Below are 2,379 nucleotides of genomic sequence, written 5' to 3'. Positions count from 1 at the left end.
CCGCCCCAGTCGGGGAGCCCGGTTTTCTTGATCAGGGCGTGGGCGACGTCGACGCGGAAGCCGCCGACGCCGCGGTCGAGCCAGAAGCGCAGGATGCGTTCGAATTCGTCGTGGACGGCGGGGTTGTCCCAGTTGAAGTCGGGCTGGGTGGAGTCGAAGAGGTGCAGGTACCACTGTCCGGGGGTGCCGTCGGGGTTGGTGGTGCGGGTCCAGGCGGGTCCGCCGAAGTGGGACTGCCAGTTGTTCGGCGGGTTTTCGCCGTGTTCGCCGGTGCCGTCGCGGAAGATGAACATGTCGCGGGCCGGGGAGTTTTCGGGGGCGGCGAGGGCTGCCTGGAAGAGGGTGTGCTGATCGGAGCAGTGGTTGGGGACGAGGTCCACGATGACGCGGATGCCGTGTTTTTTGGCGGTGGCGGTGAGGTTGTCGAAGTCGTCCAGGGTGCCGAAGAGGGGGTCGACGGCGCAGTAGTCGGCGACGTCGTAGCCGGCGTCTTTTTGGGGGGAGACGTAGAAGGGGGAGAGCCAGATCGCGTCGATGTCGAGTTCGGCGAGGGTGGGGATTTCGGCGGTGATGCCGGGCAGGTCGCCGATGCCGTCTCCGTTGAGGTCGCGGAAGGAGCGGGGGTAGATCTGGTAGATGACCGAGGAGCGCCACCATTGGCGGTCGCGTTCGGCGGAGGCCTCATGCACGGGAACAAGGGAGGCTCCCGGAAGGAGGCCTGCGGGGGCAGCGATGGAGCTAAGCATGCCTTGAATCCTAGGCGACGGTACCCCGGGTAATGCAAACGCTTCCACAAAGTCTTCGCGACGTGTTGCTCTCCGGCAGGTCGTGGAATCTTAGGGACTTTTGGTGGGTGAGCGTCGGGTGGACCCCGTCGATGTGGCGTTCCCAAGGGTGTGACTGGACGCACACTGTGCACGCGCTTACACTTGCACCCATGCCACCGCCCGGCTTCCGGACCGGCGGCGTCACCCGGCCCGCGGAGGGCCTTCACTACAGACCTAAAACACAGAAGAGGTACACCAATGAAGGTGCGCACAACGGGTACGACGGCGTTTGGCCGGCGTACCTTTACTCTCGGTGCCGTGTCGGTCACCGCGGCACTGGTCCTCAGCGCCTGCGGCGGATCGGACGCCGGCGAAAACGCCGAATCCAGCGATCTGGCCTCCAGCGGCGCCACGACCCTCACGATGTGGGTGGATGCGGAGCGTTCTCCCGCCCTGACTGACGTCACCGAGAAGTTCAAGGAAGATACCGGTATCGAGGTCAAGCTCGTCACCAAGGACTTCCAGCAGGTTTCGGATGACTTCATCACGCAGGTACCCACCGGCAAGGGCCCGGACCTGATCGTCGGCCCGCACGACTGGCTGGGCAAGTTCGTCCAGAACGGCGTCGTTGCTCCGATCGAGCTCGGTAACAAGGCCGGCGAGTTCCAGGAAAGCGCCATCAAGGCCATGACCTATGAGGGCAACACCTACGGCGTGCCGTACTCGATCGAGAACATCGGCCTGCTGCGCAACACGGACCTGGTCCCGGAGGCTGCCGCCACCATGGACGAGGTCATAGCCAACGGCAAGGCAGCCGTGGCCGAGGGCAAGGCCGAGTTCCCCTTCCTGGTGCAGATGGACCCCAAGCAGGGCGATCCCTACCACCTGTACCCGCTGCAGACCTCCATGGGTGTGCCCGTCTTCGGCACCGACGAGACCGGCAGCTACGACGCTTCGAAGCTGGAACTGGGCAACCCCGGCGGCGTCGAATTCGCCGAGAAACTTGTGGCCTGGGGCGATTCCGGCGAACGCATCTTCAACTCCAGCATCACACCGGATATCGCCAAGGAAAAGTTCAACGCCGGAGCATCCCCGTACCTGCTGACCGGCCCGTGGAACGTCCCTGACGCCGTAGCCGCCGGCATCAACCTCGCCGTCGACCCGCTCCCGACTGCCGGAGATTCCCCCGCGCAGCCGTTCGTCGGCGTCAACGGCTTCTTCATCAGCGCAAAGAGCCAGAACGCCTTGGCCGCCAACGAGTTCGTCCTGAACTACCTCACCACCGAGGCCGTCCAGGATTCCATGTTCGATGCAGGCGGACGCCCGCCGGCCCTGACGGCTTCCTTCGACAAGGCTGCCGAAGACCCGATCGTGGCTGCGTTTGGCGAAATCGGCGCCAAGGGTGTTCCGATGCCGGCGATCCCGGAAATGGAAGCCGTCTGGGCTGACTGGGGCGGCACGCAGCTTGCCCTCATCAAGGGTGAAGCAGACCCGGCCACGGCATGGCCGGCCATGGTCTCCAACATCGAGTCCAAGATCAGCAAGTAGCGGTACCAACCAGCCGCAGGCGACGAGTGGTCCGGACGGGTTTCCATCCGGACCACCTGTAGGA

2 protein-coding genes are annotated in these 2,379 nt (G+C 64.7%); one reads left to right on the top strand and one right to left on the bottom strand.

Going from position 1 to position 2,379, the window contains the following annotated elements:
• The coding region (locus TVB01_RS16555; protein ID WP_422456996.1) for an alpha-amylase family glycosyl hydrolase at nucleotides 1–746 on the bottom strand (746 nt) is incomplete at its 3' end.
• 279 nt (nucleotides 747–1,025) lie between these two features.
• Between TVB01_RS16555 and TVB01_RS16550 the strand changes: the two genes are divergently transcribed.
• Nucleotides 1,026–2,315, top strand: a complete 1,290-nt coding sequence (locus TVB01_RS16550) for a sugar ABC transporter substrate-binding protein (RefSeq protein WP_422456995.1) — start codon at nucleotides 1,026–1,028, stop codon at nucleotides 2,313–2,315.
• The last annotated feature ends 64 nt before the right edge of the window (nucleotides 2,316–2,379 follow it).

It is taken from the genome of Arthrobacter sp. 7Tela_A1 (assembly GCF_049311065.1).
In the GTDB taxonomy this organism is placed as follows: domain Bacteria; phylum Actinomycetota; class Actinomycetes; order Actinomycetales; family Micrococcaceae; genus Arthrobacter_B.
The sequence above is the reverse complement of the archived record's forward strand: the minus strand, read 5'-3'. Positions and strand labels throughout refer to the sequence as shown.